The organism is Pedobacter ginsenosidimutans, from assembly GCF_001442625.1.
Taxonomy (GTDB): Bacteria; Bacteroidota; Bacteroidia; order Sphingobacteriales; family Sphingobacteriaceae; genus Pedobacter; species Pedobacter ginsenosidimutans.
The window spans coordinates 134,896-160,471 of sequence record NZ_LMZQ01000013.1 but is presented as its reverse complement, the minus strand read 5'-3'; the positions used below and the strand labels follow the sequence as shown (position 1 = coordinate 160,471).

The 25,576-nt window shown below is 36.9% G+C and carries 22 protein-coding genes; 9 read left to right on the top strand and 13 right to left on the bottom strand.

The genetic code is table 11. The features are described from left to right. Positions 1 to 13 precede the first annotated feature (13 nt). Positions 14 to 910, top strand: a complete 897-nt coding sequence (locus ASU31_RS16715) for a glycoside hydrolase family 25 protein (protein ID WP_057933419.1) — start codon at positions 14 to 16, stop codon at positions 908 to 910. Positions 911 to 1,128: 218 nt separating this feature from the next. Here ASU31_RS16715 and ASU31_RS16710 read toward each other — a convergent pair whose 3' ends face one another. After that, the gene (locus ASU31_RS16710) at positions 1,129 to 2,226 is read right to left on the bottom strand and encodes a mandelate racemase/muconate lactonizing enzyme family protein (RefSeq protein ID WP_057933418.1); all 1,098 of its coding nucleotides are present in this window, start codon (positions 2,224 to 2,226) and stop codon (positions 1,129 to 1,131) included. 255 nt (positions 2,227 to 2,481) lie between these two features. Here ASU31_RS16710 and ASU31_RS16705 point away from each other — a divergent pair, with 255 nt between their 5' ends. Then, positions 2,482 to 4,491: a thioredoxin domain-containing protein gene (locus ASU31_RS16705; protein WP_057933417.1), complete on the top strand. Its 2,010-nt coding sequence runs from the start codon at positions 2,482 to 2,484 to the stop codon at positions 4,489 to 4,491. 10 nt (positions 4,492 to 4,501) lie between these two features. After that, positions 4,502 to 5,008, top strand: coding sequence for an FKBP-type peptidyl-prolyl cis-trans isomerase (locus tag ASU31_RS16700; RefSeq protein WP_057933416.1), 507 nt, complete (start codon positions 4,502 to 4,504; stop codon positions 5,006 to 5,008). An 86-nt stretch (positions 5,009 to 5,094) separates the two neighbouring features. Here ASU31_RS16700 and ASU31_RS16695 read toward each other — a convergent pair whose 3' ends face one another. The 5 genes from ASU31_RS16695 to ASU31_RS16675 all read right to left on the bottom strand — a co-directional run bounded on the left by ASU31_RS16695 (position 5,095) and on the right by ASU31_RS16675 (position 10,172). Then, on the bottom strand, positions 5,095 to 5,724 hold the full coding sequence (locus ASU31_RS16695; protein WP_057933415.1) for a Uma2 family endonuclease: 630 nt from the start codon (positions 5,722 to 5,724) through the stop codon (positions 5,095 to 5,097). A gap of 43 nt (positions 5,725 to 5,767) precedes the next feature. After that, positions 5,768 to 6,988, bottom strand: a complete 1,221-nt coding sequence (locus ASU31_RS16690) for a hypothetical protein (protein WP_057933414.1) — start codon at positions 6,986 to 6,988, stop codon at positions 5,768 to 5,770. Further along, on the bottom strand, positions 6,981 to 7,565 hold the full coding sequence (locus ASU31_RS16685) for an RNA polymerase sigma factor (RefSeq protein ID WP_083505402.1): 585 nt from the start codon (positions 7,563 to 7,565) through the stop codon (positions 6,981 to 6,983). The genes ASU31_RS16690 and ASU31_RS16685 overlap by 8 nt, the downstream gene beginning before the upstream one ends. 123 nt (positions 7,566 to 7,688) lie before the next feature. Further along, positions 7,689 to 8,381, bottom strand: coding sequence for a DUF4397 domain-containing protein (locus ASU31_RS16680; protein WP_057933413.1), 693 nt, complete (start codon positions 8,379 to 8,381; stop codon positions 7,689 to 7,691). A gap of 168 nt (positions 8,382 to 8,549) precedes the next feature. Further along, on the bottom strand, positions 8,550 to 10,172 hold the full coding sequence (locus tag ASU31_RS16675; RefSeq protein ID WP_057933412.1) for an ABC-F family ATP-binding cassette domain-containing protein: 1,623 nt from the start codon (positions 10,170 to 10,172) through the stop codon (positions 8,550 to 8,552). A gap of 372 nt (positions 10,173 to 10,544) precedes the next feature. On the opposite strand from ASU31_RS16675, the gene ASU31_RS16670 reads away from it, so the two are divergent. The 5 genes from ASU31_RS16670 to ASU31_RS16650 all read left to right on the top strand — a co-directional run bounded on the left by ASU31_RS16670 (position 10,545) and on the right by ASU31_RS16650 (position 13,789). Further along, complete coding sequence (locus tag ASU31_RS16670) at positions 10,545 to 11,225, top strand: hypothetical protein (RefSeq protein WP_057933411.1); 681 nt, start codon at positions 10,545 to 10,547, stop codon at positions 11,223 to 11,225. 327 nt (positions 11,226 to 11,552) lie between these two features. Further along, positions 11,553 to 12,113: a hypothetical protein gene (locus tag ASU31_RS16665; RefSeq protein WP_057933410.1), complete on the top strand. Its 561-nt coding sequence runs from the start codon at positions 11,553 to 11,555 to the stop codon at positions 12,111 to 12,113. Positions 12,114 to 12,229: 116 nt separating this feature from the next. Continuing rightward, the gene (locus ASU31_RS16660) at positions 12,230 to 12,805 is read left to right on the top strand and encodes a nitroreductase family protein (RefSeq protein ID WP_057933409.1); all 576 of its coding nucleotides are present in this window, start codon (positions 12,230 to 12,232) and stop codon (positions 12,803 to 12,805) included. Positions 12,806 to 12,948: 143 nt separating this feature from the next. After that, positions 12,949 to 13,293, top strand: coding sequence for a DUF1801 domain-containing protein (locus ASU31_RS16655; RefSeq protein ID WP_057933408.1), 345 nt, complete (start codon positions 12,949 to 12,951; stop codon positions 13,291 to 13,293). Between the two features lie 43 nt (positions 13,294 to 13,336). Then, positions 13,337 to 13,789: a hypothetical protein gene (locus ASU31_RS16650; protein WP_057933407.1), complete on the top strand. Its 453-nt coding sequence runs from the start codon at positions 13,337 to 13,339 to the stop codon at positions 13,787 to 13,789. Between the two features lie 1,007 nt (positions 13,790 to 14,796). On the opposite strand, the gene ASU31_RS16645 is transcribed toward ASU31_RS16650, so the two are convergent. Continuing rightward, positions 14,797 to 16,089 carry a hypothetical protein gene (locus ASU31_RS16645; protein ID WP_157258067.1) on the bottom strand — a complete coding sequence of 431 codons (1,293 nt, stop codon included), beginning with the start codon at positions 16,087 to 16,089 and terminating at the stop codon, positions 14,797 to 14,799. A gap of 314 nt (positions 16,090 to 16,403) precedes the next feature. Here ASU31_RS16645 and ASU31_RS16640 point away from each other — a divergent pair, with 314 nt between their 5' ends. Continuing rightward, a complete protein-coding gene (locus ASU31_RS16640; RefSeq protein ID WP_057933405.1) occupies positions 16,404 to 16,649 on the top strand; it encodes a helix-turn-helix domain-containing protein in 246 nt (81 codons plus the stop codon). A gap of 118 nt (positions 16,650 to 16,767) precedes the next feature. Here the strand turns inward: ASU31_RS16640 and ASU31_RS16635 are convergent, their stop codons facing one another. From ASU31_RS16635 to ASU31_RS16610, 6 genes are read right to left on the bottom strand one after another with little or no spacing between them, the layout of a single operon-like run. Next, entirely contained in the window at positions 16,768 to 17,577 is an 810-nt protein-coding gene (locus ASU31_RS16635) for a hypothetical protein (protein ID WP_057933404.1), read from the bottom strand. A 37-nt stretch (positions 17,578 to 17,614) separates the two neighbouring features. Continuing rightward, positions 17,615 to 18,535 (bottom strand): restriction endonuclease, encoded by a 921-nt coding sequence (locus ASU31_RS16630; protein WP_057933403.1) that lies wholly within the window; start codon positions 18,533 to 18,535, stop codon positions 17,615 to 17,617. A gap of 23 nt (positions 18,536 to 18,558) precedes the next feature. Further along, on the bottom strand, positions 18,559 to 21,672 hold the full coding sequence (locus ASU31_RS16625; RefSeq protein WP_057933402.1) for a type I restriction endonuclease subunit R: 3,114 nt from the start codon (positions 21,670 to 21,672) through the stop codon (positions 18,559 to 18,561). A gap of 5 nt (positions 21,673 to 21,677) precedes the next feature. Beyond that, positions 21,678 to 22,685, bottom strand: coding sequence for a hypothetical protein (locus ASU31_RS16620; RefSeq protein ID WP_057933401.1), 1,008 nt, complete (start codon positions 22,683 to 22,685; stop codon positions 21,678 to 21,680). A 2-nt stretch (positions 22,686 to 22,687) separates the two neighbouring features. Next, positions 22,688 to 23,914 carry a restriction endonuclease subunit S gene (locus ASU31_RS27245; RefSeq protein ID WP_083505401.1) on the bottom strand — a complete coding sequence of 409 codons (1,227 nt, stop codon included), beginning with the start codon at positions 23,912 to 23,914 and terminating at the stop codon, positions 22,688 to 22,690. Beyond that, positions 23,904 to 25,427: a class I SAM-dependent DNA methyltransferase gene (locus ASU31_RS16610; protein ID WP_057933400.1), complete on the bottom strand. Its 1,524-nt coding sequence runs from the start codon at positions 25,425 to 25,427 to the stop codon at positions 23,904 to 23,906. Before ASU31_RS16610 ends, ASU31_RS27245 begins: the two co-directional genes overlap by 11 nt. Positions 25,428 to 25,576 lie beyond the last annotated feature (149 nt).

The window sequence follows — 25,576 nt, the reverse complement described above, 5'->3', positions numbered from 1 at the left end:
GGAAACCGATCAAATGCCGCCAGAGAAAAGAACCCCAATAAACAAAAGCCCTGTTACCAGAAAACCTGCTGTTAGGAAACCTGTAGCCAGAAAACTCACAACAGGCAAAAAAAAGAAAGGTAGTATTTCGGTTCAACTTAAATTGGTTATTGCAGGTTTATTGTTGGTTTTGCTCTCTCCATTTTACTACGGTTATGTATTAAGAAGTTTTGTGGCTACCTGGCGCTGGGTTAAAGATTGGGGGCAAGACCCCAATTACAGAACTTACGAAAGTTTTAACATCAAAATCCCCAAAAAATATACCGTTCACGGTATCGACGTTTCTTACTATCAGGGCAAAATAAACTGGCAAAAAGTAAAGGAAATGAAAGAGGATGAGGTAAGTATCCGTTTTGCCTTTATCAAAGCCACAGAGGGATTAATGCTGGTTGATCCTTATTTTCAACGCAATTGGCGTGAAGCCCCAAAAGCAGGAATTATTTGTGGTGCATATCATTTTTTCAGACCAAAAAAAGACGGCAAAACACAGGCTAAATTTTTCCTGCAAGTGGTAAATATCGAGAAAGGTGATTTACCACCAGTTGTGGATATCGAATCGCTGGATGGCGTTTCTCCTTTGAAAATGAGGGCAGAACTGTCCGATTTTCTCAATTATGTAGAAATGAAAACCAAAGTTAGGCCGATTGTTTATACCGGACTTAAATTTTATGAGGATTATTTAGTCGATCATTTTGATGATTATCCCTTGTGGATTGCCCATTATTATCAACCAAAACTAAGGATGGATAAAAGTCGTTGGAAATTTTGGCAGCACTCTGATAAAGCTAAAATTAATGGCATCGGCCATGTGGTTGATTTCAATGCCTTTAATGGAGATAGTTTGGCGTTGGATCGATTATTAGTTCATTAGTTATTGGTTCACTAGTCATTAGTTCATTGGTCATTAGTCATATACCCCGCTTACCGTCATCCTAAACTTGTTTCAGGGTCTATTATTTGTGATTTTTACAATCTTTAATTGCTTAAATAGGTTGTTCCAGACCATTTGACATCATATTGGAAAACCAATGAACTATTTTAGTACACTTGCTATAAAACCAATAAACTATTGACCAATGAACAACTGAACTAAACCGTCCAGCTTTCACATTTCGCTAAGAAAAATTCATCCGCTTCGGCTCCGATACCGATTTCTTCGGGAACATCAAGAAAATAACCGTTATAGGTTAAGCCACCCACCACTGGGTCAACCAGGTGTCCCAATAGTGCAGTATCTAAGTCAAAAAACTCAACATTAGGACTGGCCAATGCAAAATGTAGGTTGGCGCTTAAAGCAATCCTAGTTTCGAGCATACTGCCAATCATGCATTTTACGCCTCTTTGTAAGGCCTCTTCATGGATTTTCTGCGCTTCTAAAATGCCTCCGGATTTCGAAAATTTAATGTTTAAATAAGTTGTAGACTGGCTATTGATCAGTTTACGGGCATCGTGATGGTTATAACAGCTTTCATCGGCCATGAGCTTAATCGGTGAATTTACATTCAGTTCTGGTAGTTTATCATCATACCAGGTCCGCATGGGTTGTTCGCAAAACTCAATATTGTATTTTTCCAATTCGCCTAACGCAAATAAAGCGTCATCAAAACTCCAACCTTGATTAGCATCCAGGCGTAAAACCAAATCTTCTCCTACTGCCTCGCGGATATGTTTTACCCTTTGTATATCATCGTGCACTTTTTTGCCCAGTTTAATCTTTAGGATGTGGCAACCCTGACTTTTATATTTCAATGCTGTTACAGCCATTCCCTCTGGTGTATCGATACCAATGGTCATATCGGTTTCAATGGTGCGTTTGGTTCCACCAAGAAATTTGTACAGTGGTAATTTTGCATTTTTGGCTGCAATATCAAATAATGCCATATCAAAAGCGCTTTTAATGGTATTGTTATGATCGGCATAACCTAATAAATCGTTCATCCGCTCTGGGATTTCTAAAGGGTCTTTACCCTTTAAAATGGCGGCGAAGTCTTTAGCCATGGCAATACAGGTTTCCTGTGTTTCGCCTACAATCATCGGGAAAGCAGAACATTCTCCAATGCCGTGAATACCTGTATCGGTAAAAATCCTCACTAATACATTCTGGGCAAAATGCATGGTTCCGGTTGCAATAACAAAAGGTTCCATTGGTATGCTAAAGCGGTATATTTCGGTATGGGTGATTTTCATGGTTTTAAGGTTGAGGGTAGAAGGTAAAGGGTGTAAGGTTTGCAAATCGGGATAGAAGCCGATAATGTGTACAACTCAATTCGTGACGCAATGCGTCATATTTCGATTAAATAACTCATCAATTCCATTCATCGTATAGATTTCCAACTAAAGTATAAAAACAAAAACTAAATCGAAACAGGTTTGTAGATTATTAATAGATTTACGCCTCAAATTAAAATTCCTTTTTCCCGCTTACATTTTACATTAGCAGCCATGTCTGATACCAATAACCTAATCCACGCTTCTTCACCATATTTGTTGCAACATGCTCATAATCCTGTTAATTGGTACGAATGGGGCGCAGAAGCGTTAGAAAAGGCAAAAACGGAAAATAAGCTTATATTGGTAAGTATTGGCTATTCGGCCTGCCATTGGTGCCATGTAATGGAACGCGAAAGTTTCGAGAACCATGAAGTGGCTGAGGTGATGAACCGTCATTTTATCTGCATTAAGGTAGATCGTGAGGAGCGGCCGGATATCGATCAGATTTATATGTATGCCATCCAGCTCATGACAGGCAGCGGGGGCTGGCCCTTAAATTGTATCTGTTTGCCCGATCAACGCCCAATTTACGGAGGAACCTATTTCAGGAAAAACGATTGGATCAATATTCTGGAAAATGTGGCTGCACTTTGGGCAAATGAACCCGATAAGGCTATTCAATATGCCGAGCGGTTAACCGCTGGCATTAAAGACAGCGAAAAGATAATCCCTGCAGTAAAAGCAGAAGAGTATACCCATGAACATTTAACTGAAATTATCGATCCCTGGAAACGTCATTTCGATATTGGTTACGGAGGTTATAACCGTGCACCAAAATTTCCTTTACCCAATAATTGGGTGTTTTTATTACGGTATGGCTTTTTAAAAGATGATGAATCTGTTTTTACGGCTGTTTGCCATACACTCGAAGAAATGAGTAGGGGTGGTATTTACGATCAGATTGGTGGCGGTTTTGCCCGTTATTCGGTTGATGATAAATGGCATGTACCACATTTCGAAAAGATGCTTTACGATAACGCTCAGCTCATCAGTTTATACGCTGAAGCCTATCAGTGTACCAAATTCGATTCTTTTAAACAAACTGTTGTTGAAACGATAAATTGGGTTTTTGAAGAGATGACTTCAGCAGATGGATTGTTTTATTCAGCATTAGATGCGGATAGTGAGGGGATAGAGGGCAAATTTTATGTATGGGATAAAAGTGAGTTTGATCAGGTTTTGGGGGAAGATGCCCGATTAATCGGCGCTTATTACAACATTACCGAAGAAGGTAATTGGGAAGAAGAACAAACGAATATCCTGCGTAAAACGATCAGCGACGATGATTTACTTGCAGAATTTAATATCTCGGCAGAGGTGCTTTACGATAAGGTAAACTCAGCTAAAGAAAAATTATTGGCAGTCCGTAGCAAACGAATCAGACCAGGTTTGGACGATAAATGTTTAACTGCCTGGAATGGTATGATGATTAAAGCTTTGGCTGATACCAGACAGGTTTTAAATCACGATTTATACTATCAAAAGGCATCAGCTGCGGCCAATTTTATTTTAAACCACTTAAAATCAGAAAACGGTGGCCTATATCGCAATTATAAAAATGGAAAGGCTTCTATTACGGGTTTCTTAGACGATTATGCCTTTTTTATTGAAGCACTGATTGCATTGTACGAGGCTGATTTTGATGAAAAATGGTTAGAAGAGGCAAAATTATTGACCGATTATGTAATCGCTAATTTTACGGATACAGATTCGCCAATGTTTTTCTATACCTCTGCCGAAAGTGAAGATTTAATCGCCCGTAAACATGAAGTAATGGATAATGTAATTCCAGCTTCAAATTCTACCATGGCGCAGAATTTGAAGCAACTGGGTTTGCTATTCGATATTGAGCTTTATACTGAAAAAGCCTCCGAAATGCTTGCAGCAGTTCATTTAAAGATAAAAACCTATGGTTCTGCTTATTCAAACTGGGCGATTCAACTGCTGAATGAAATTTATGGCATAAACGAAATTGCCATTACCGGTTTAGAAACGGATAGTATTAAGTTAGCGTTAAGCGGACATTATATTCCTAACAAAATTACATTGGGCGGAACAAAAAGTAACCTACCGCTGTTAAAAGGTAAGCAAAGCAATGAAACAAAAGTTTATATTTGCCGAAATAATGTATGCCAGTTGCCGGTTAACACTGTTGAGGACGCATTAGAGTATTTACAATAAATTAATTTAAATGAATATTTCACCAAACTCTGTAGTAGCGTTAACTTACGAATTGCATACTACTAACGAAGAAGGACAACAAGTTTTTGTAGAAAAAGCTGACGAACAAAATCCTTTAGTATTTTTATATGGCGTTGGCATGATGTTGCCTAAATTTGAAGAACATTTAACCGGTTTGAAAACTGGTGATGAATATGGCTTCGAGCTATCTGCAGCAGATGGTTACGGTGATATCGATCCAGGTGCTTTTGCCGATCTTCCAAAAACGATGTTTACTGAAGCTGGTGGCGAATTGCCAAATGTAGGTGATGTGATTCCTTTACAAGATAACAATGGTAACCAGTTTAGAGCAGGTGTTACTGCTGTTCACGACGAAACCATTTCAGTAGATTTAAACCACCCGATGGCTGGTAAAAACTTAGTGTTTAGCGGTGTGATTTTAAATGTACGTGAAGCTACTCAAGATGAATTGGCTCATGGGCATGCTCACGGAGCTGATGGTCATTCAGGTCACTAATTATAGATAAACGATTTTAAAGAAGTCAGGTTTTAAATAGCAAATTTGCCGTTTAAAACTTGACTTCTTTCATTGATATCCATGTTTTAATCTTGAAAAACCTCCTCTAAAACAAGCTTAAAGCCTGGTATAATCGTTGTGGTTACCTCTTCGCCCTCAGTAAGTAGTTTAGTAGGTTGAAACTTGCCATTATCATCGAGTATATACCTGAAAAATGTTTTTTCCGAAGGGCTTACAATCCAGTATTCTTTAACACCTGCTTCTTCATAAACCTCATATTTATTGATCAATTCTTTTTTATTGTTGCCAGGTGATAAAATCTCGACAACGATATCCGGTGCACCTATGCATCCACGTTTATCGAGTTTAGTCGGATCGCAAACTACCACGATATCGGGTTGCACTACCGTGAAAACCTCTTTATCATCTACACTTTTCTTTGCTAAACGTACATCAAAAGGTGCTGAATAAACTTCACATTTATGGCCGTTCAGTGCATTATAAATTGGTACGTAAATTCTTCCCGATATTTTTTGATGGATCCTGGAAGGAGCAGGGCTCATCTTGAAAATGTACCCTTTGATAAGTTCTAAGCGCTCTTCAAATTCGAAGCGCATATAATCTGCATAACTGTAAGTGGCAGAAAAATCGACCTCGTTAAGGGTTTTAAATGGAGGTTGCCCCTCTTCAGTAGGATATGATTTGATATTCTTCATATTAGGTATTTAACCAAATATACTAAATATCTTAGTTTTTTTTCTAAAAATCGATCTTCAAACGCAGTCCGCCATTAGTGAGGTTAAGGTTTTCTTTAGAGAAAGTTTTCATCGGCAGCCTTAAAAAAGGCTCAATGGCAATATTGTTTTTTTTGGATATTTTCTGTTTATAACCCAAAGAAAAATTATAGAATCCGATGTATTTATCAGGATCTATATTGGCTTCGGGCTGTGGTTCGGTCGTTTTTTCTTTCACAATCAATGTCTTCGAATCGGCATAGCCATTTGCTGTTGTGGAAGAAAAATTCTGCACCTGGTTTACAATGTAGTTGTTCTGCTGTGAGTTGTTTAAAACAGCCAGTGCAGAAACCCCTATATTAGTATAGAGTTTATCACTTATGTTGTATTTTAATTCTAAAGGAACGTTAATTCCGCGTACTTTGGCATCAACCGACTCGAGGTTTTTGCCTGATAAGGTTTGTGGCGCAGAAGCATTTAACGATTCGGTAGTACTAATAGAAGCATAAGAAACACCAGAGCTTATCGATAGTCTGTTGGCAATAGCATACGATAAAGAAAAGCCATAGTTCATGGTTACTTTATTATCATTACCCATCGCTGGGGCAACGTACACATCAGGCTGCCATTTAGAATTTTCACTTGTTTTGGATGGCGGTTTTTGCTGATTTACATAACTATCATGGGCAAGCAGTTTTTCAAAACTTGTTTGCGCAATGGGTTGAGGTTTCTTCTTTTCGGTTAAAATATCAAACTGTTTTGTTTTCAGGTTTGAAAGATTAGCACCCGCAAGCTTATTATCTAAAAGGTTATTGTTTACAGGAGCCAATTGCGCTGATGTATTAATAACCGAATAACTGCTCTGTTCTGTTAATAATGGTTTTGTGCTCCCCGTAACTTTGGCTGGACGATTGGCCGCTAGGTTATTTACAGACACTGTATCGTTATTTAATGAAGTAGGCTTGGTTTGAGTTTCAATATTAGCATTTGTGTTTCCATTAGCTGCTGGATTTTGCTGAGCTTTAGGTTTAGTTATTGCAATATCTTTTTTCTGATCTATATTGTTTTGCGCAAAAAATACACCTCCGAAGACCAAAATTAAGGCAGCAGCAGCCCACAAAGGCCAAAAAGCGATGCCTCGTCTCTTATTTTTTTTCTCCGAAAAGCGCTCCCAAGCACCATTAGGGTATGTTTCCTCATGGTTTTGGAGTTGCGCGGTGATATGCTCAATTAATTCCTTATCCATTTTTTTCGTATGAATTAACCATGGTATTTAGGTAAAGGGTACGTAACTTATTTTTAGAACGTGTAAGGTAAACACGACTGGAACTTTCAGGAATGTTTAACATCTTCGAAATTTCATCGTGGGCAAAGCCCTCAATTTCATATAAGTTAAATACCAGTCTCTGCGTATCTGGTAAGTGATTTAGTAAATTCAAAATATCGTTAACGTGTAGTTCCGAAGCAACCGAAACCTGGGTAACCGGATGTTCACTTTCTGCTAAATCATCAACATAAAACTGAACTTTCGAACTCCGTATCTTGTCTATTGCCGTCCGCGAAGCAATCTGGGCAATCCAACCTTTAAACGATCGCTGTAATTCTTCTGGATTTTTTGGTGCTTTGAAGCCGCCAACATGTTTAAAAATCTTGATAAAACTGTCATTTACAAGCTCTTCACTGTCAGAAGGATTCTTTGTATACCTTAAAATAATGCCCATTAAATAGCCATAAAATGATTTATACATCATTTCTTTACAGCCATTGTCGTTTTTTACACAGCCTTTTAAAATTTCCTCAAAACTGAGTATTTTTTTTATCACCCCTGTAAAGGACTATTTATTAAAGGTTTATCATGATTAATTATTGCAAATTTAAGAAAAATAACACCACCCAATTTTTTGAGTGGTGTCAATTTTCGTTTCCACAGGTAGAGTGAAATATTTTTATTTATTTGTCATCACTGATAAGCCAACTCCAGTACTATCGGTTTTGCTTGATAAGCCTTTAGCCCAGATGGTATAAATTTTACCTTTTTCGATTTTAACGGCTGGTAAACTCACTTTAACTGTTCCGCTCTGCTTTAATTGGAAAGTGTAGCTGTCATTTGGTGCGATATTGCTAAAAGTGGTGAACTCTTTAAACGCTTTTGCGGTAAATAAAGGTGCATCAGTGCCTGCAATTGCTAAATCAAATGGAGCAGAACCTGGACTTAAGTTTACAAAACGAACTTTAGCCTTATCAGTTTCAGGTGCTTTTAAATCATCCTCAAGGATTAAAAGTTTTGTTGATTTTAAAGTGTCTACTACGAAAACCGAATAAAATGATCCTTCTTTTAATGTAGCTTGAGCTGTAGTTAAATATTTTAAAGAGTCTTTTTTAGCAACCCCAACCAATCTTGTTCCTGGATAAGCGGCATAGTATCCTAAATCTTTAGTGTAGGTAAAGCTATTTATTTTTTGGTTATCCAAGATAAAATCCAACGCGCCTGTTCCAGGTGATGCATGAACAAAGCCAATACCAGCCGCTTCTATTGGATCGTTATTGAAATCCTTTTTACAGGCCGTAATGGTTAAAGCTATCGCTAAGAGAGAGAGAATAATTTTTGTAGTGCTAAAATTTTTCAAATTCGTTTTCATTTTAATGTTTTAAATCAATTTTTTGAACAAAATTGGTTAATGGCCATTAACGCTTTTTTCTTGTAAAACGATTAACGGAATGAAAACGCTACAGCAGGTGTATTTTTTTATAAAGAAAAAGCCACATGAGTGCATGTGGCTTTTAAATCGATATTTTAATTGAAGAAATTAAGAATACATTTCTTCTCTTAATTTCGCAACATCGCTGCTGTTGATATATTCATCGTAAGTCATCAGCTTATCAATAGTGCCTTTTGGTGTAATTTCGATAATGCGGTTGGCCACGGTTTCGGTTAACTGGTGATCTCGTGAGGTAAACAATATAGCACCTTTAAAATCTTTCATGCCATTGTTCAGTGCCTCGATAGATTCGAGATCCAGGTGATTGGTTGGCTCATCAAACATTAACAGGTTGGCTTGTTGTAACATCATTCTAGAGAACATACAACGCATTTTTTCGCCTCCTGAAAGCACTTTTACGTTTTTAAGTACCTCTTCGCCCGAGAATAACATACGGCCTAAAAAGCTACGTACAAATTGCTCATCCGCATCGGTACCTGAGTACTCACGTAACCAATCTACCAGGTTTTCATCTTTACCGGCAAAATATTCAGAGTTGTCGTTAGGGATATCTGCGGTGCTAATGGTAACACCCCATTTAAACTCTCCTCTATGGTCTGTATCTCTGCCCGTTAAAACATCATAAAATGCTGCAGTAGCTAAACTGTTCTGAGATAATACAGCAATTTTATCACCCTTATTTACCATGAAGGTAATTTTGTCGAACAAAACACCATCGTTTCCATTTTTGCCCAGGTTTTCTACCTGTAAAATCTGGTCACCAGCCTCACGGCCAGTATTATTGAAGATAATGGCCGGATATTTTCTGCTTGACGCTTTAATTTCGGTGATATCAATCTTATCTAAAGCTTTCTTACGAGAAGTTGCCTGCTTTGATTTAGATGCATTTGCACTAAACCTGCGGATAAATTCCTGTAGCTCCTTCACCTTATCTTCCATTTTTTTGTTCTGGTCGCTACGCTGTTTTAATGCCAACTGACTAGATTCGTACCAGAAGGTATAGTTACCAGTGTAAATGCTCATTTTAGCGAAATCGATATCCACAATATGCGTACAAACCGCATCTAGAAAGTGCCTATCGTGCGATACAACCAATACAATATTTTGATAATCAGCCAAGAAGTTTTCTAACCATGCAATGGTTTCGATATCTAAATCGTTGGTAGGCTCATCCAGTAATAAGATATCCGGATTGCCAAATAAGGCCTGTGCCAATAACACACGCACTTTCTGCGTATTGTCTAGCTCTTTTAGTAATTTATAGTGGTTATCCTCGGTAATGCCCAAATTGCTTAACATGGTTGCAGCATTGCTTTCCATGTTCCAGCCATCCATTTCGGCAAAAAGATTTTCAAGCTCTCCGGCACGTTCGCCATCTTTCTCCGAGAAATCTTCTTTCATATAAATGGCATCTTTCTCTTTCATGATGGCATAAAGTTCTTTATGACCAATCATTACGGTTTCTAATACCGAAAACTCATCAAATTCGTAGTGGTTTTGTTTTAAAACCGCCATTCTTTCGCCCGGAGTAAAAGCCACACTACCAGAAGTTTGGTTAACTTCTCCCGATAAAATTTTTAGAAAAGTAGATTTACCTGCGCCGTTAGCCCCAATTACGCCATAGCAGTTGCCTTGGGTAAATTTTAGGTTAACATCTTCAAATAATGTGCGTTTGCCGTATCGTAACGATAAATTAGAAACTGAAATCATGCTATAATTGAAATAAGCCGCAAAGATAGGGAAAAAGGTTGAGGGTAAAAAGGCAGAAGAAGGAAAGCTTTGGGATTAATATCTGAAAAGAGAATTGAAGGCGGGAAGGTGGAGGGTAGAAAGATTGGGATCGAGAATTTGAAAATGAAGGGTTCGGTACTTTGTAGCTCAGGCAGTCCCGTTATCCGCTTTATCCCGATAGAAAAATCGGGATGCCCGCTACTACCGGGTTTATTTTACAAAGGGGAGAAGCTTTTGGCCAATGACTTAAAAATCAAAGCCTCAAATTAACAAGATTAATACATGGTTATTCAGTCTTTTTCTCAATGTAATTTTAGTACTTTAGTGATACACACACAAAATGAAATCAATATGAAAAAATTAACACTAGGCATCATCATGTCTGCTATTTCCGTCGTGGCTTATGGCCAAGAATCCCAGTATAAATATAAAGTAGATTTTTTTGGAGATACCATTCTGGTCGATTCGAAAGATAACACTATCGGCAAACAGAAGAAAGACTTTTTTGGCAATACCATCATTGTGGATAAAAATGGTAAAACCATAGCCAAGCAAAAGCAGGATTTTTTCGGCAATACGATTTTAGAAAATGAAGCGGGAAAAGCTGTAGGTACACAAAAGAAAGATTTTTTTGGCAATACAGTATTAGAAAGTGATCGTGAACAAAACCTGGTGCCAAAGCCATTAGGAGGGATAGTACCTGGAGATGGAAAAACGCAAGTTACCACTAAACAAAAAACAGATGTTTTTGGCAATATCATTATTGAAGATGAACGCGGCCAAACAGTAAGTGTTTACAAAAAAGATATTTCAGGTAATATCATCATAGAAGACGGTAATGGCAAAACGATAGGCAAACAGAAAGTCGACTCGTTTGGTAATACCATTATTGAAGACGAACGTGGTAATGTAATATCAAAGCAAAAAACAGATATTTTCGGTAATATAGTCGTAGAAGATGGTAAGGGAAATAAGATCGGGATTTACAAAACAGATATTTTTGGAAATAAGGTTTTTACTCCTGAACATTAAAGGGTATTGATGATTTAATAAACTGTTTCAAAGGGGGGCGTCATTCTCGCGCATGCGGGAATCTTAATGCAAGCTACATATAGCATTTAGATTATCTTTGATGAGCACTTCGTGGTTCCCAATCAGATGAGGCCATCTCCATAAATATAGAATTGTCATCATGTCCAAAGGACTCCTACGGAGAGCTTGTCGAAGGATCTGTTTTAAATCTCTTAAAAGGCGTTTCGACAGGCTCAACGTGACAAATTCGATTGAATTACATTTATGATACAGCCTCATGACGATTTATCTCAATGTACTTTGTCGTAAAATATTTATTTTAGTCCCATGCCAAATCATGCCTTGCTCGAAACCATAAAAACAACCCTTCAGAAAAGCAAAGTAGAAAAATTAGCTGCCATAGCTTCTGAAGACACCTTTTCTGTAAAAGACCTGATCGAGTTGAGTTTTTATCATGATGAACAGATTGGTTTCAGGGCCGCATGGATTTTAGAAAATGTATTTGCTAACCATCAGCAAAGGTTTCTACCCTATGCGCTTTATTTTTTAGAAAAATTTCCACAACAAAACAATTTATCGGCATTGAGGCATTATGTCAAAATCCTGGCCTTTATGACGAAGAAAAATGCCGCTATGGAAATTAAAAAGATTCTTGCCGGTTATGATACCGATCATTTGGTAGCGGTTGTTTTTGCCTGGTTAATTGATGAAAAGATTCCTGTAGCCGTAAAATCACATTGTTTAAACATTTTGGCTAATTTAAACACCAAACACAATTGGATAAGAGAAGAACTTTTGCAGACCATGGATTTTCTGGTTGATAAAGAAAGCATCGGCTTTTTTGCAAAGGTTAAACAGATCAGGAAACAGTTGGCAGTTCGAAGTTAACAGTTTGCAGTTCACAGTTTGAAGTTTTCAGTTAGCATAGCGTCAAATCTTTTATTAGAGGTCGAATTTCTCTCTCTTTCAGCTTTAGTCTTTCAGCTTTTAGCTATTTTTACCAAATGAGTACAACATACGATATCATTTCAAAAGTTATAAAAGAACGACGCAGTATTTTCCCTGCAAGCTATATAAAAAAAGAAGTTCCTGTTGAAGTAATCAACCAGATTTTAGAAACAGCCAATTATGCACCAACACACAAATTAACCCAACCCTGGCGTTTTGTTGTGATCAGAAAAGCGGGATTGACAAAACTTGGGGAAGAATTGGGTAAATTATATAAGGAATTGGTTAGTCCGCAACAGTTTTTACAGAAAAAGTACAACAGCTTTGCCGAAAAAACAAGTCAGGCTGATTGCATTATTGCCATCAATATGCAGGTGAGTGGTAAAATACCCGAATGGGAAGAGCTGGCCGCCGTTTCGTGCGCTGTTCAAAATATGGCTTTAACTGCTGAAAGTCTGCAGGTTGGCGCTTATTGGAGTTCTCCACCTTTAATTGATAATTTGGGTGATTTTTTAAGTCTGGGCGAAAATGAAAAATGCATCGGCTTATTTTACATGGGCTATCATAACGAAAAACCCTGGGCGCCAAACCGAACTTCGATGGAAGAAAAGGTGAGGTGGATCGAAGAGTAGTCCAAGGTCTTCGTCATCTCGACTGGAGCTTAGCGGAATGGAGAGATCTTTAAACAAAAGTTCTAAAGGTTAACTTGAAAAGATTTCTTCCCGAATTTTCGGGATCGAAATGACGATCTATCTACTGATTCATTATTTATGTTATGTTAAATCCTCTAGACAATTATTTCGAAAAAAAAGATGAACCTCTTAAAAGCTGCCTTCAATATTTAAGGTCGCTTTTAATGGGCTATGCGGATATTACTGAACATTGGAAATACGGAATGCCTTTTTATTACCATAAAGGAAAAATGTTCTGTTATCTTTGGACACACAAAAAAATTCATCAGCCTTACATTGGTTTGGTTGATGGAAATAAAATTGAACACGAAGATTTGTTGCAGGAGAAAAGAGCCAGAATGAAAATTTTATTGATCAACCACCTCGAAGATATCCCCAAAAAGAAAATCGAATCTATTTTAAAACAAGCCTTTGCCTTAAGGAAATAGTCTATCTTCCCTTTAATCATCCGTTTTACATTTTCCATTACTTATGTCTGCATTAAAATCTAAACTTTATCAGCTTTGCTTAACTTTTATTCAAAACAGGATAGAAAATATTGAATATTCGCTGCAACAGGCCAGGCAAGCTTCGAATGATGATACAAAAAGCAGTGCAGGCGATAAATACGAAACTACGCGCGAAATGATGCAGCAGGAGATGGACCGCAACAGTAAATTACTGTACGAAGCCGGACAACAGAAAATTGCATTACAGCAGATCGAAAATGTAGAATCAGATCGCCTGGTTAAAAACGGAAGTTTGGTTTTAACCTCAGAAGGTAATTTTTATATCAGCATCAGTGCAGGAGAACTTAATACCGATGGACAAAAATTCTTTGCAGTATCGCAGGCTTCGCCAATCGGGCGGTTTTTAATTGGAAAAGCAATAAATGAAAGCTTTAAGTTTAACGGCAAAGATTATATCGTAAAAGAGATATTATAAACCTGAGTTCGATTACTTAACATACAAAAATCGGTTTGAGGATACCTTTTGGTAAGCCGATTTTCAGGGAAGAATGAATAAACAATTACTCCCGCATTTGTAAAAACAAGATCGCCGGGTTGCCCATTAATTTTGATTATTCCATTCTGGAGACCATAATTTTAGTATATTAGGTTAAACAAAAGGATGTCACTCAATTTAGTCAGTCAGACTAAAAATCCCAAAAATATTTCAAACCCCACGTTTATGCCACCTTCCGGCCAGGCTTGGCTATGCCTTGCTGTACACCTACTTGCCTACTGCTTAGGACTTGCTTTGGTTGAAACAGAATCACGTTGAAGATCAGCGATGTCAAAAATTTGCATCGCTTTAGGTTGGAGCGTTAAGAATAGCTAAATAAAAGGTTAAGAAAGGCATAACTTAGGGTTATTTTGAGCCACAGCTGTTTCGGTATTGGGGTACGGAAAATGGTGGGGGGAAGGTAAAATACAAAAGTACGAATATATTAGCCGCTTATGGCTTAAGGTTCCCGCCTGCGCGGGATCCGATAGCTATCGGATGACGACCGTATTATAGCGAGCGCATTAGACCCCTATCCGTCTATAGGCACTTATCCCCTAAAATGGAAGGGCTAAAAAACAATACTGCATCCTGCAATGTGCTCCTCGCTATCTGCTCCATACTATCCGGCCTAGCAGATTTTCGCAGGAAAAAGCATGGAAATCTGTGCACTCTCCATCATTGCCCCACAGCCCAAGGCAGGATCAAGCGGGAGCGCTGGGATAAGTAAGGGTAAGAGCCTAGATACTGTCGCGATAAAGATTTCCGTAGGTTTTTACAAGAAAAGATGCAAGCCTTGATTTTTGGTTACCTTTTTATCAAGAAAAAGGTAAGAGCCCTTCGGTGGCTAACCGAGGCAAGACTGCGCGAAGGGCAAGAAAATAGCAACCGCATTAAGATTCCCGCTTGCGCGGGATCCGATAGCTATCGGATGACGACCGTATAAGTTACCCCCTCTTAACCTCATACCACCGCTCCATCCCCTCCACAAACCCCTCAAAAAAATCCTTATAATACCCTTTCGGTACCTGAACCCTAAAATTCACCCTACTAAAAAACCAAACCAGTTTATAATCCATTTCAGCCTCAAGCAAATACCACAAATACGTTTTAACGCGATCGCAAACCAAAAACAGCGCAATGCTATCGCTGCTCAAACGCAACAGCTTCCCTTTCACCTTAAGCCTAAGCTCCAGTTCATAATAATCACCCTCATCCCTTAACACGAAACTTAAAACAGGTACCTCCATCGAAAATTCAACCAGTTTCATATCCCGCATTACAGGTTTGCCCGTAACATTTCGCAGGCCATAAGTGTAGAAGTAATGTGTAAAACGCTGTTGCATCAATAGCGGCAAAGCCTTGTTCCATAACTTTAAAAGTACCAATTGGTTAGCATCATTAAGTTTATTGGCTTCGGCTACTTTTTCGGGCAGGTGCCCATTGGCGTTAAAGCGTATGGCAGCTATCTCTTTCATAGCGAAGCAAATGCTGTTCAGTTCCTCTTGTTGCGGCGATAAGCTAATGCCATCAACATCGTTCGCATTAAACACGAAACGTTTAAAAGATTTAACCGTTTTCAGGTAAGCCGTGGCCGAAAAAACATAAGGAATTAAAAAAGGATAATGGTTGCTGTGGAAATTAAGCAGATCGGTATTGGCGAAACAATAACCAATGCTAACCGGAGCCAAACGTGCCGCGGCATATTTATCCAAGAACCTTTCACACGGTACTACCGCGCGTTCGGTAACATCCGGGAAATCATCACCAGGCCTAAACAAACCGCTAAACTTTTTCTTTAGTGTAATGGTAAAACCGCCAGGTTTTTTAACCACATCTACATATCTCGACCGCTTGTTGCCCAAAGCAAAACATGCTGGCCAGTAATATTCCTGAAAATCGCAGTAACCACTCCGCATCATGGCCCGCAAAGTAAGGTAAGCATAACGCCCAAGGTATGTTTCATCCGTATCAACACTACAGCTCACCAGCAGGCAATCGTATTCTACGCCAATGTAAACCCTTGCCACCTCCTCCTTTCCCAATTTAACAGTAACGGTTAACAAACCCTGATCGAAAGAAAGCGATTGTATGGCCAACGGTTCAGGCTTTTTACCAACGCTAAATGTGCTATGCGATTCAAGCATCGCTAACCTTAACACCCTGCTCCCTTTTTCAAAAGGCAGTTTATAAAACTGTGAAAGTGGTTTCCCTGCAATTGTAATGGATTTAGTCATCATACTCGTATGGTTTTACGAGTCTTGTTGGGGTAAAATATAAAAGTGGGCTTCTACCTACCATAGCTCCTTAAAGTTTCTCAGGCCTTACGTTGATATGGAATTACAGCAGAAACCCACTCTCATTTAGAAATGCTAAAATAGCATAAACTACACAAGAATAGGCTATAAATCTACTGTTTTGCATCAACGGCCTGAGATGTGGAGCTGCAAAACTCTTATTTATAACTCTTTATTAATTAATCAAATATAATCAATCCAAAACAAAAGGACAAATAAGTCCTAATATTTTTTCAATAATATGTGGATTTTGCGTTGTGGGAAAACAATATCGAGATCAAGAGTATTTAGTCAAAATTGGAAAACGCATTGTGGAAATCCGTGATCTTAGAAAAACCACACAGGAGAAGCTAGCAGAGTTAACCGGAATTGATACCAGACAAATAGGTCGTATTGAAAGAGCTGAAACTAACGTTTCTATCAGCAGCCTTAAATTGATTGCTGACCACTTAAAAATATCGGTATCTGATTTACTGGATTTTTCTAAATCAACAGAAAAATAACAAGCCATAAAAGCAACTTGTTCAGGAAAGCGAAGAAATTGAAGATAGGACCTTAGAGAAAGTAGTCAAGGTGTTGGGCTTGACCTCGAAAATAAATTAGATAATTCAATTCTACCAATTAATAGTTAATCGGCGGAATCAATAATGTTTGATAGCTAGATGAATTTTCCTTGAAGTGTTGTTTTATATTATTAATAGTTTCAGGTTTAACTTTTGGGTTAAAATAGCCATGATTAAAGTGATTATATTCCCCATAAATATCGCTTAAAACATAGTTTCCATTATCAAAAAAACTGAGTTCAGTACAGTACAAACCTGCATATTTTGGAATATCAAATTTAAGTAACCGTTGCATTTGTTTCGCAGCAGAGTACATACCTAACCAATCAAACAATACATCTCGCGTATCGTCCAATAACCCAATATTTTTTTTTGGATTATCCATATCCAGTACCCGATTAGCAAATTTGAGGGTTTGCATCTCATGTTCTTTAAGTGCTTCGGGCATTGTAATATGTACTAAAGAAACAAAAGGGAAACCGTCTTCAATTAAACCAAACAATTGAGTTACACCTAAAGAATTCGCATTTCTTGAAGGATTCTTCCTGGTAGGTCTAACAACTTTAACTTCTGCTGCTACCGTCCTATCGTAATACACATTTGCATCGGAGAAAGGAATAATAACCACATCAAAGTCACCAGGCTTCTTTTTGTCTTTAAAGTTTAATTCTTCTCTAAGAACCAATTTAGCAACATAAAAACCAGTGTAATCAATAAGATCGTCATTAATACGCATTGGAGCGTATAAAACATTAGAGAAACATTTTAAAGGAAAATGTTTCTTGTCGCTATTGATCAAAATATCAATAACTTCCTCTTCACTAAGTTGTTTATTTATTTTTTTAAGCCCAGAAACATACTCTTTCATAACTTCTAATTGCTCATCTTATAACAATGCGATTTTATTAATCGATCAATTTTAAAAAGTAAATGGCTTGAAGAGGTAATAGGCTCTTATTCTCATCGCTCATTTTTGCGTAGTGTTTTTGCCACAAGCTGATCAACTCAGCACCATCCATTAATCTAATGTGGATAGCTGAATCTCTGGCTGTTCTTTTTGCTTCAGCAGTAAAAGATCCTGATGTTACAAATAGACCTATTTCGTCTGAACTATTTAGTAGTCCTTTTAAACTCCTTACTGGCTCTGGCCCTATCGGATTTTTAGGATAATGTTTAACCTGTACTTTTATACGAGGCTTATTCACGCCTAATTCATCCTGATAAGCAATTACATCTATCCCCCCATCTTTTCCTTTAGGTGCAACGAAGTCTATAAAATACCCCATTGCTTCGAGCAGCTTAGCCACTAAATCCTGAAATTCATAAGGATTTTTACTGTTGATAAAATCAATAATCTCATCCTGAGCTTGTTCTTCAATAACCTCTAACTCAACCGCAGCTTTTTTCTCCGATTCATCATCTACACCAGATAAATCTGTATCTATAGAATTTTGTTTAAGGAGTTTTTGTTGACGAGCCCAATCCCTATATGCTTTATTAGCGGCATCAATTAGGCCATAACTACCTAAAGCCATTGCCTCCTCTCCTTCTGGCGTCAATATCCAAGTACCCTTATTCTTAATAAGATAACCAGCTTTTAGACAGTCGACAGTGTAAAATAAAAAAACAGTAAGCCATCGAGGTTGCCCATTTGACTCATATTTTTCTTTCTCCCATTCATTAAAGTCTATTTCAGCAGTCATCTTACCTAATAACTCTTTTCGACTCATCTCTCCGCCTGCATCTCTTAATAGCTCGAAAGATTTATATATTGTTTTCGCACCAGTTTGCTTGGAAGGAGAGTTTTTAGATTCTTTTAATTTCATGGTTTTTATTTGAAATAACTTGGTTATAAATTACCGGAAAATTCATTAGCGATTATCTTCGCCTGCTCTAAAATCGTTTTTACAGCTTGTTCCTGCTTCTCTGGTGGGTAACCATACTTTTTAAGAATCCTTTTAATCATTACCCGCATTTTCGCTTGAACACTTTCCTTTTTCTCCCAGTCTATAGTTACTGAATTCTTAACGCTTTCAACTAGTTCTCTTGCAATGGTTTTTAATATTTCATCACCCAAAACCTTTACGGCACTATCATTAACTTCTAGTGCATCATAAAAAGCCAACTCTCTAAAATCAAGATTTAAATTGTCACCACGTTTATCAGCTTCCTTTAAGTCTTTAGCTAACCTAATTAATTCTTCTATGATTTCGGCTGCTGTTATTGCGTTATTCTGGTATCGCCTTATTGCTTCAGCAAGCATTTCAGAAAATTTCTTGCTTTGAATGATATTTCTAGTTGAACGTTTTTTAATTTCATCATTTAATAACCTTCTTAAAAGCTCTAAGGCTAAATTCTTTCTAGGCATATCTTTCAACTCAGCCATAAACTCATCAGAAAGAATATTTAAACCTGATATTTCTGGATTTTGTAAACCCGCAGCCTGAAAAATATCGATTACTTCAGTTGAAATTAGTGCATCAGAAATAATTTGTCGGATCGCTGTTTCCACTTCTTCGTCACTTCTCTTCTTGTTACTTTCTCTCAGCTTAGAAATCCTTGCTTTAATAGCTTGGAAGAAACTTAAATCATCTCTAATGGCTAGAGCTTTCGGATTAGGAACTGAAATAGCAAATGCTTTTGAAAGGTTAGATACATGAGTACTGAAACGTTCTTGTCCTTTATCTAAACCCAATATAAAATCAGTTGCATCTAAAAGAAAACTAAGTTTTTCTCTTGGTTTTAAATCAAAGAATTTTTTATAGTCAAAACCGTGGTACAAATCCACCACTGTTTCATATAACTCTTCCATTTTGGCAACAGCCTCTTCCTGATCAAACTCTATTTTCCCCTTTCCGCCACTAGCTGTATAAACACTTAAAGCTTTCTTTAAATCTTGTGCAATCCCCAAATAATCAACAATTAAACCACCTTCCTTATCTTTGAAAACACGGTTAACTCTAGCGATGGCTTGCATCAAATTATGTCCAGTCATTGCTTTATCAACGTACAAAGTATGCAAGCAAGGTGCATCAAAACCCGTCAACCACATATCACGAACCAAAACCAATTTCAAACCATCTTTCGGGTCTTTCAATCGGTCTCCAATAGCTTTTCTTCTTGGTTTATTTCTAATGTGTTCTTGCCAATCCAACGGGTCGGATGATGAACCTGTCATAATCACTTTAATAGCACCTTTGTCATCTTCTCCACTATACCATTCAGGTCTAATTTTAATAATCGCATCAAATAAAGCCACACAAATTCTGCGGCTCATACATACAATCATCCCTTTGCCATCAAATACTTCACTACGTTGTTCAAAGTGTTTTACAATATCAGCAGCAACTTGTTGCAAACGCTTATTACTCCCAACAATCGCTTCTTGCTGTGTCCATTTTGCAAAACGTTGCTGGCGTTCGGTTAACTCATCTTCTTCAGTAACTTCCTCTATTCGTTGGTCAATTATGTTTTGTTCTTCGGGGTTAAGTTCAATTTTAGCTAAGCGACTTTCATAAAAAATACGAACAGTTGCACCATCTTCAACAGCTTGCTGAATATCATAAATATCTACATAATCCCCAAAAATGGCTTGTGTATTTTTATCTTCCTTCTCTATTGGCGTTCCTGTGAAACCTATAAAAGAGGCATTTGGCAAAGCGTCCCTCATGTGCCTTGCATATCCATCAATAAAATCATACTGACTGCGGTGTGCCTCATCGGCCACCACCACAATATTTCTTCGGTCTGATAACTTTGGATAAGTTCCCCCTTTTTCATCGGGAATGAATTTTTGAATGGTGGTAAAAACTACGCCACCCGATGCCACAGATAATAAATTTTGTAAATGATTTCTATTTTCTGCTTGCACAGGCGTTTGCCTGATTAACTGTTGACAGTTACTAAAAGTTTCAAAAAGTTGCTGGTCTAAATCGTTTCGGTCGGTTAAAATAACAATGGTGGGATTATTCAATTCTGGTGCCACCACCATTTTACCAGAATAAAAAACCATGCTTAAACTTTTTCCACTGCCTTGAGTATGCCAAACTACGCCAGCCTGCTGGTTACCCATTACAGATGCAGCTCTTATCGTTGAACGAATGGCTTTATTTACAGCATAATACTGATGATAGGCGGCTATCTTCTTTACTGTTTTTTCTTTTGTTTTCTCAAAAACAATAAAGTACCTAATAAGATCGATAAGTGTTTTCTTATCCAACATGCCTTTTAATAACACATCCATTTCTACCTGTGCAGGCTCTTTCTGAAACAAGGTTGAATTATATATTGTAGGTGGTTCTTCTACAACCTGGAATCCATCTTGTTTTTTAACTGGAATTTTCCAACCGCTAAAACGGCTATAATCACTAGTAATGGTCCCTGCTTTTGCAAACCAACCGTCGGTTGCAATTAAAATACTATTGAAATTAAAAAGTGTTGGTATAGCTTGTTTATAAGTTTGCAATTGATTAAAAGCTGCCTTTATATCCGCTTTTTCGTCTGTGGCGTTTTTTATCTCGATAACAACCAACGGTAAACCATTTACAAATACAATTACATCAGGGCGTTTGTTATTGTGATTTTCTACAATGTTAAATTGGTTAACGGCCACGAAATCATTATTTTCTGGCTTTTGAAAATCTATTAACCATACTTTAAAAGTTTTGATTTGCTCGCCTTCCCTACCTTTTACATCAACGCCTTCGGTAAGTAGTTTATGAAAAGCTTCGTTATTTGCCAATAAAGTTGTATACTGAACCCTCAACACATGCCGCAATGCTTCTTCCAGAATTTCGCTAGGAACTTCAGGATTTATTTTATCAATGGCATTTTGCAATCGATTAATTAACACAACTTCGCTTGAAAATCTTTGTATAGTTGCACCATTAATAACTTCATAGCCTTGCGCTTGCAAAGTTTGCAAAGCCATTTGTTCGATTTCCTCTTCTTTGAGTATGTTCATTTTGGCTATTCGATAAGTGATTTTAGTTTAGTCTCAACTTTCTCGAAATCAGTGATTTCAAATTCTTTTTCTTGTGATTTACTTACAACTTCAAATTTATATTTCCCACCTCCCATTTTTTTCTTAAAAAAACAGATAAATGCATTTGTTTCATGTTCTTCTTGGTAAAAATGAATAAATGGTGATACAGAAAATGCAACATCATTTACCTGAGCATAAACAGAGGTATTATTGAATTCATCCATTATCTCAATATAATTCTCCTTATTTAAAGCTATGATATCTTTTTTACCATCTAAAGAACTTCCGTTAAAGATTTCACATCTTGGAAATAAAGGAAAATCGGCATCATGGTAACGAAATAATTTTATTTTTTCAAAACCAATAAGTTGCTTTAAAATATTTGAGACAATTGGATAAAGTTCAGAATATAATTTTTGCTGTTGTTTTGCAGTCTTTGCTGAGGCATGCTCGAATCCATTCCTTTCTTGATTAAGTCTTCTTATATCTGTCAGTGTCGATATTGGAATTATCTTAGCACACTCAAAATGAAATGAATTTTTGTTAACGTAATCTAGTATGTTTTCTACAATAGTTAATTTATCGTGAACTTTATCAGAGCGAAATATCTCATATTTAATCAAGCCTAATTCCTTGAACAGAATATTTCTATGCCTAGCTTCTGCCACTACTAAACCAAATACAAATGAGATAATTGCTTCCCAACATGACTTCAATAAATCAAGCCGATGATGGTCATTTTGATAATTATTTTCTGCCTGGTCTATGTAGTATGCTATTGGAGTTGGGAAATTTTTTGTTATTCTAGATAAAACTAACTGTGGGTCCTTATTGTATCTTTCAAGAGATTGTTGGTACAAATCATATTTTAAATTGTATAATACCTCACTTGATGAAAATTCATAGTCATCAATTAAAATAGGAAAACTTTCGTTTAACCAAAGATTAAATTCAGGATTATCTATAAATTCAATTTTAGGCGTTAATTCCATATTTAGATTTGTATTTCACCTTTCATTAATTTGGGCAATAAGCTATCTCGTAATATGATTAGACTTTGAGTTTTCTTGTTATTATTAATTATGTTTTCTCTAATTGATTTTACAAGTTTGTGAAATTCACCCAGTACTTTTTTGTTTGGAATTACAAATTCATAGCTTGCTAATTCAGAACTTCTTAAGTGTAAAACGGTAGATCCGTTTGTATGACTTAGACAGAAATCTTTAAATGTCGAATTCTGCAAAAAAAAGAACAAAACTTCATTTGTCAATTCACCATCTTTAGACTGACATTTTACCAGATCAATTGAGGCAATTAGTTTTTCATAATTATACGGATTCTCAACAATTGCAGGGCAACCAATAATGTCAGCATTTTGTGTAATGTCCGTTTGGGCAATTACTACATCACCTTCCTCTAATATTTGAGAGTTCTTATATTTTCCGTCAAATTCTTTAAAACCTCTAAAATTTAAACCTCCTCCTCTGTTCATTGATTTTAAAGTGACTAACGCTAGTTTTGATGGCACTAATTCATTGCTCCTATAAGAAACACCTTTTATTAGATTACAAACATCTCCTAACCTTGCAATTCTCCACCCTTCAGGTAATTTGTCCCCTTTAAACAAGCACATTTCCTTAAATATTGCCTGTGCAATAGCTTCGAGCGTTTTATTAGTTTGTTGGTTTAACTCTATTTTGTCATCTAGACAAGAAAGGATTGAGGCAATTCTTTCTTGTGTTTTAATCTCTGGGATAAAAATCTCAAACTGTTTAAGGGCAATAATAGTCAAGGCTTTCTGAGCCGAGCCAATCATTAAGCTTTCAATCCTTGCTTTACCTTCATTCGACTTAATCCAATGATATAAATAATAACTATTAAGTTTTTTATCTATCTGTTTTAGCCATATTAAATTACCATCCTTAAAATAAAAATTTCCATCATTTTTAACGACATATGGTATTCCTGCCCTTTCTCCAACTGCGCTTATTAATATATCTCCATCTTGAGGAATCCCATACTTATTTTTTATTTCAAAAAATCTTTCTTCAGAGATAAAAAGAACATCTTTTAAACTTTCACCTAAAGATTTCTGTATTATTTCTTTTGAACGATAAAAAGGAATTCCTGCATTAGTATAATCCGAAAGAAAAATTCTTTTACTAGAAGTTATGTCGGCAAGCTCGCCTAATTTGTATTTCTTCCACCTACTAAAACTCATATCCAATGCTTTTTAGGTTTTTGCGTATCTTCTTTTCCAACTCTGCACTTTTCTCAAACTGTTCAGCCAACGTCGCAGTTAAGCTCTGCATTTTTTCAGCAAACGGAATAAGGTCTTCCAACTCATCTTCAGCACCTACATACCTGCCCGGCATTAATACATAATTATTTTCTGCCACCTCTTCCATAGTTGCAGCTTTGCAAAAACCAGCTATGTCTTGATATTTACCATCTATATTTCTCCAGTTGTGATATGTATCTGTAATTTGTTTGATGTCTGCCGTAGTAAGTTCTTTGTTTCTACGGTTTATCATTGTGCCTAAATTTCTGGAATCGATAAACAATATTTCATTACTTCGGTTTTTGAATTTTTTATCTGATTTGTTTTTGGCTAAAAACCATAAACAGGCAGGTATCATTGTGTTGTAGAAAAGCTGTGCCGGCAAGGCCACTATACAATCAACAATACCTGCTTCAATCATGTTTTTCCTAATGATACCTTCATTTCCCGTATTGCTATTCATACTGCCATTGGCTAATACAATACCAGCTGTTCCGTTCGAACTCAATTTATTTATGAAATGTTGCAGCCATGCATAGTTGGCGTTACCAACTGGTGGTATGCCAAACTTCCAGCGTTTATCATCTCTTAGTTGTTCGCCTTTCCAATCGCTAATATTAAATGGCGGGTTAGCAATAATATAATCTGCTTTTAAATCGGGGTGTAAATCGTTGGTGAAAGTGTCGCCAAATTGTATATTGGCATCAATACCACGAATAGCCAGATTCATCTTTGCCAATTTCACCGTGGTTGGGTTGCTTTCTTGTCCGTAAATACTTAAATCGCCAATTTTACCTTGGTGGCTTTCAATAAATTTTTCACTTTGAACAAACATGCCCCCACTGCCACAGCAACCGTCATAAATTCTGCCTTTGTAGGGTTCGAGCATATCAACCAAAACTTTTACAATGCTTTGTGGGGTATAAAACTGTCCACCATTTTTACCCTCGGCGTCGGCAAACATACCTAAAAAGTATTCATACACTTGCCCTAATAAATCTTTGCCTTTGTGTCCTTCGCCACCAAAGCCAATATTTCCAATTAAATCAAGCAATTCGCCCAAACGAGGTTTATCTAAATCAGGGTCGGCGTAGTTTTTAGGTAAAATACCTTTTAAATTATCATTGATTTTCTCAATGCTATCCATCGCCTGGTCAATGAGTATACCAATAGTTGGTTGTTTAGCATTTGCTTGTAAGTAATTCCAACGCGCCTTTTCTGGCACATAAAAAACATTGTATGCCAGATATTCGTCTGGGTCTTCAGCATCTGCACCATCAAACTCACCTTGTCCATCCACTAATTTTTCGTGCAGTTCTGCAAAAGCATCAGATATATACTTTAAAAAAATTAATCCTAATACAACATGTTTATATTCTGCTGCATCCATGTTACTACGTAACTTATCTGCAGCAGACCAAAGCGTCTTTTCTATCTCTCTTATATTACTCATTATCATTTATAAACTTTTCGCACTAAAATATGCAAAATATAGCTGTTAATATCCCTCAAATTAATTTTAACAAGTTATTTCAGATAAACAGTTGCACTTCAGTCAAATTAAATATCTATGATTTCTCAGATATATACTTGATAATGATC

Coding starts and splice junctions, on each gene's coding strand:
- ASU31_RS16610 (WP_057933400.1), bottom strand. CDS start 25,427: ATGAGTAATATAAGAGAGATAGAAAAGACGCTTTGGTCTGCTGCAGAT.
- ASU31_RS16700 (WP_057933416.1), top strand. CDS start 4,502: ATGAATATTTCACCAAACTCTGTAGTAGCGTTAACTTACGAATTGCAT.
- ASU31_RS16670 (WP_057933411.1), top strand. CDS start 10,545: ATGAAAAAATTAACACTAGGCATCATCATGTCTGCTATTTCCGTCGTG.
- ASU31_RS16630 (WP_057933403.1), bottom strand. CDS start 18,535: ATGAAATTAAAAGAATCTAAAAACTCTCCTTCCAAGCAAACTGGTGCG.
- ASU31_RS16665 (WP_057933410.1), top strand. CDS start 11,553: ATGCCAAATCATGCCTTGCTCGAAACCATAAAAACAACCCTTCAGAAA.
- ASU31_RS16705 (WP_057933417.1), top strand. CDS start 2,482: ATGTCTGATACCAATAACCTAATCCACGCTTCTTCACCATATTTGTTG.
- ASU31_RS16680 (WP_057933413.1), bottom strand. CDS start 8,381: ATGAAAACGAATTTGAAAAATTTTAGCACTACAAAAATTATTCTCTCT.
- ASU31_RS16710 (WP_057933418.1), bottom strand. CDS start 2,226: ATGAAAATCACCCATACCGAAATATACCGCTTTAGCATACCAATGGAA.
- ASU31_RS27245 (WP_083505401.1), bottom strand. CDS start 23,914: ATGAGTTTTAGTAGGTGGAAGAAATACAAATTAGGCGAGCTTGCCGAC.
- ASU31_RS16675 (WP_057933412.1), bottom strand. CDS start 10,172: ATGATTTCAGTTTCTAATTTATCGTTACGATACGGCAAACGCACATTA.
- ASU31_RS16650 (WP_057933407.1), top strand. CDS start 13,337: ATGTCTGCATTAAAATCTAAACTTTATCAGCTTTGCTTAACTTTTATT.
- ASU31_RS16695 (WP_057933415.1), bottom strand. CDS start 5,724: ATGAAGAATATCAAATCATATCCTACTGAAGAGGGGCAACCTCCATTT.
- ASU31_RS16635 (WP_057933404.1), bottom strand. CDS start 17,577: ATGAAAGAGTATGTTTCTGGGCTTAAAAAAATAAATAAACAACTTAGT.
- ASU31_RS16645 (WP_157258067.1), bottom strand. CDS start 16,089: ATGATGACTAAATCCATTACAATTGCAGGGAAACCACTTTCACAGTTT.
- ASU31_RS16655 (WP_057933408.1), top strand. CDS start 12,949: ATGTTAAATCCTCTAGACAATTATTTCGAAAAAAAAGATGAACCTCTT.
- ASU31_RS16690 (WP_057933414.1), bottom strand. CDS start 6,988: ATGGATAAGGAATTAATTGAGCATATCACCGCGCAACTCCAAAACCAT.
- ASU31_RS16660 (WP_057933409.1), top strand. CDS start 12,230: ATGAGTACAACATACGATATCATTTCAAAAGTTATAAAAGAACGACGC.
- ASU31_RS16620 (WP_057933401.1), bottom strand. CDS start 22,685: ATGGAATTAACGCCTAAAATTGAATTTATAGATAATCCTGAATTTAAT.
- ASU31_RS16625 (WP_057933402.1), bottom strand. CDS start 21,672: ATGAACATACTCAAAGAAGAGGAAATCGAACAAATGGCTTTGCAAACT.
- ASU31_RS16715 (WP_057933419.1), top strand. CDS start 14: ATGCCGCCAGAGAAAAGAACCCCAATAAACAAAAGCCCTGTTACCAGA.